Genomic DNA, 2484 nt, shown 5'->3' on the forward strand with positions numbered 1-2484 from the left:
ATCCGGCGCGCCGGTACTTTGCCGAACGTATGTATAAACTGGACGCTCTTCTTTTTGCCGCTAATTTCTCCGTCTGCGAACAGCGCGGACAGCGCTCCGCCCATTTTCTCATCCGTTTCTTTCAGCAGTGCCGGAAGTGCGTTCTCACCTTCCCAAATTCCGACAATCAAGCATTTCGTCGTGCAATCCTGCAGTTTTCCGCTTTTCACTTCGATTTTCATCGCATCTGCACCTCCACTAAAATTTTATCAGCAAATAGGGGAAAAGAAAATGTAGGGAACATGCCCGATAAAGATTTTTCCTCTAAGAAAATGATTTATTCGTCTATTCGTTATACAATAAAGAAAGAGACCTTCTAAGAAAGGAAGAAGTTAATGTCCGCTCTGTTTTCTAATTTTCCGCTCTGGTCCGCTCTGCTTGCTATCGGCATCGCCCAGGGAGTCAAAGTGCCTATTACGTTTTTTGCATTGCGCAAATGGGACTGGAAGCTTGCATTCAGCACCGGAGGAATGCCGAGCTCCCACTCGGCGGCCGTCACCGCGCTTACGACTGCGGTAGGATTGGTCGAAGGCTTTGATTCCACCTATTTTGCCATCTCCGTTGTTTTCTCCATCATCATTATGTTCGACGCGGCCGGCATACGGCGTCATGCAGGTACGCATGCGGCCGTTCTTAATCTCCTGGTGGAAGACTTTAATCAACTGATTGACGAGTTGAAAACAATGCGTGTTAAACCGCGCCGTGAACGCGCCGAGAAGCTCAAGGAATTGCTGGGCCATCAGCCGAGTGAAGTGCTGGTGGGGGGCTGGCTCGGTATTATCCAATCCATCCTTCTGTACTATTTGCTTAAGCTATAATGCGCAGCGTGCATAATGAGAGGACAGGCCGCCTGACCTGTCCTCTTTTTTATTGCTATTATTGTTTTTTCGCTTCATTTTGAATCAATTGATTTAAACGGGCAAACGTTTCTTCGTTCATCTTGCCGTCTCCACGCTCGATCACATATACGTCGAGTTGCTTCTTGCCCCACTGTTTATATACGTCCTCTTTCTTGTCAAAATACAAGTCGATTTTATTTCCCTTAATCGCTGAACCGATATCCGCCACGACTCCATAGCCGTAACCCGGAATATAGAGAATGGTGCCCAGCGGAAACAAATCCAGATCGGCGGCGATTGTAGAGAAAGCACCTGCGGCACGCTTTGCTTTTACTCCCGAATATGTAATCCCGTACGCAGGATGCCCGACATCCTTTCCGGTGGATTCGGGACCGGGTGAATAGCCGGTTGCCACGACATTCACCTTCGGATATCGCGCTAATGTGGCCAGCGCTTCTACCGTTTCTCCGCTGGATGCCAGTGGAAACCGCGCTACTTTCTCTGGTTTTTCCACTTGCTTATCCTTTGGTTTTTCTGCGTGTGACACTGTCGTTCCCTGCATTTTAGCCTGCTTCGTCTCTGGAAAAGCCGCGGTTTTCTGCTGTGGTTCCTCCAGTAGAATATAGATGCCAAGCACGGTGCAGATAAGCGCAATGAGCAGATAGGTAAGAGAGCCTTTCACACTCTTTACAATAATGTCCATGTAAATACTAGCCTCCTCTTCTACTCATCATCTCCCGCCCTTCCCGGACTTATACGTAGGAAGTACAAGAAATGAAAATAGAGAGAAGAGAAAATAAGACAAACTTTCTTATAAATGGAAAAAAGCTCCCTCGCCGGGGAGCTTTCAACATTCATCCATCAATCTAAAACATGCGGTAGCCTTTCATACGCAGTATCTTAATCGTCCAGCCGCTGGCAATGGCGCCCAGCAAACCGGAAGTTAACATTACATAGTCGACTACATGCGGAGTACGATGATTTATTACTAAATATATCAGCACGCCTGCCACAATACTCAAATACAGAAACGTCGGCATCCACGTGGTCTTAATCAGCATATTTAAAATAAATCCGATTCCGAAAAGGAGGACGATAAACAGCGGAATTCCAATAATAAATTGCGCGATATTCAATCATATCACCCCCATCCATATTTCTACATTTCAGTGTACTGGATTCGGACAAGGGGGTCAATCGCCCTGCTTATTTCGTCATTTTTTATTCTATTTTGTCCCTGCCGTCACTTCCGGTTCATGCACTTCTACGCTTCCCTGGCCACTACAGGAAGGGCATGTTGTCGAACCTCCGGTAATAAGTTGAAAGTACCCGTTGCCCTCGCAATATACGCACGTCTCTTGTGTATTTCTTTCACTCATAGTTATCCCTCCTGGAGTATATTTATCAAATATCTATATTTTCAAAATATTATATAATAATTTCTTCCCTGCTGTAAAGTAATCAAACCACCATGCCTGGTTAGCCGCAACCCCGATATGAAAATCATGAGAAGGGCGGCTGACTTTTGTGGTACGAAGAAAAAGAGAGGAAAGAAGGAGGAGAGGATTTCAATGGGGAAAAAGGCGAAGGCCTTTTTCTTCCTTAG

Annotated in this window: 6 protein-coding genes; 1 reads left to right on the forward strand and 5 read right to left on the reverse strand. The window is 46.1% G+C overall.

Annotated elements, in window-relative coordinates; translation table 11 throughout:
• Positions 1-221, reverse strand: a 221-nt coding sequence (locus tag B2899_RS08890; RefSeq protein WP_286885171.1) for a M17 family peptidase N-terminal domain-containing protein, incomplete at its 3' end; no start/stop codon positions are given.
• 153 nt (positions 222-374) lie between these two features.
• On the opposite strand from B2899_RS08890, the gene B2899_RS08895 reads away from it, so the two are divergent.
• Complete coding sequence (locus B2899_RS08895; protein WP_146810548.1) at positions 375-857, forward strand: divergent PAP2 family protein; 483 nt, start codon at positions 375-377, stop codon at positions 855-857.
• 58 nt (positions 858-915) lie between these two features.
• Here the strand turns inward: B2899_RS08895 and B2899_RS08900 are convergent, their stop codons facing one another.
• The 4 genes from B2899_RS08900 to B2899_RS08915 form a co-directional block, all read right to left on the reverse strand.
• Positions 916-1581: a 3D domain-containing protein gene (locus tag B2899_RS08900; RefSeq protein ID WP_146810545.1), complete on the reverse strand. Its 666-nt coding sequence runs from the start codon at positions 1579-1581 to the stop codon at positions 916-918.
• A gap of 163 nt (positions 1582-1744) precedes the next feature.
• On the reverse strand, positions 1745-2014 hold the full coding sequence (locus B2899_RS08905; protein WP_146810543.1) for a YuiB family protein: 270 nt from the start codon (positions 2012-2014) through the stop codon (positions 1745-1747).
• A 90-nt stretch (positions 2015-2104) separates the two neighbouring features.
• Complete coding sequence (locus B2899_RS08910; RefSeq protein WP_170230275.1) at positions 2105-2257, reverse strand: YuiA family protein; 153 nt, start codon at positions 2255-2257, stop codon at positions 2105-2107.
• A gap of 41 nt (positions 2258-2298) precedes the next feature.
• Positions 2299-2484 (reverse strand): hypothetical protein (locus B2899_RS08915; protein ID WP_286885177.1); only part of this gene is annotated, 186 nt, incomplete at its 5' end.

This window comes from Aneurinibacillus sp. UBA3580, from assembly GCF_002375825.1.
In the GTDB taxonomy this organism is placed as follows: domain Bacteria; phylum Bacillota; class Bacilli; order Aneurinibacillales; family Aneurinibacillaceae; genus Aneurinibacillus; species Aneurinibacillus danicus.

Excerpts from the sequence above, each read along its gene's own strand:
- B2899_RS08900 (WP_146810545.1), bottom strand. The coding sequence starts at position 1,581 with ATGGACATTATTGTAAAGAGTGTGAAAGGCTCTCTTACCTATCTGCTC.
- B2899_RS08895 (WP_146810548.1), top strand. The coding sequence starts at position 375 with ATGTCCGCTCTGTTTTCTAATTTTCCGCTCTGGTCCGCTCTGCTTGCT.
- B2899_RS08910 (WP_170230275.1), bottom strand. The coding sequence starts at position 2,257 with ATGAGTGAAAGAAATACACAAGAGACGTGCGTATATTGCGAGGGCAAC.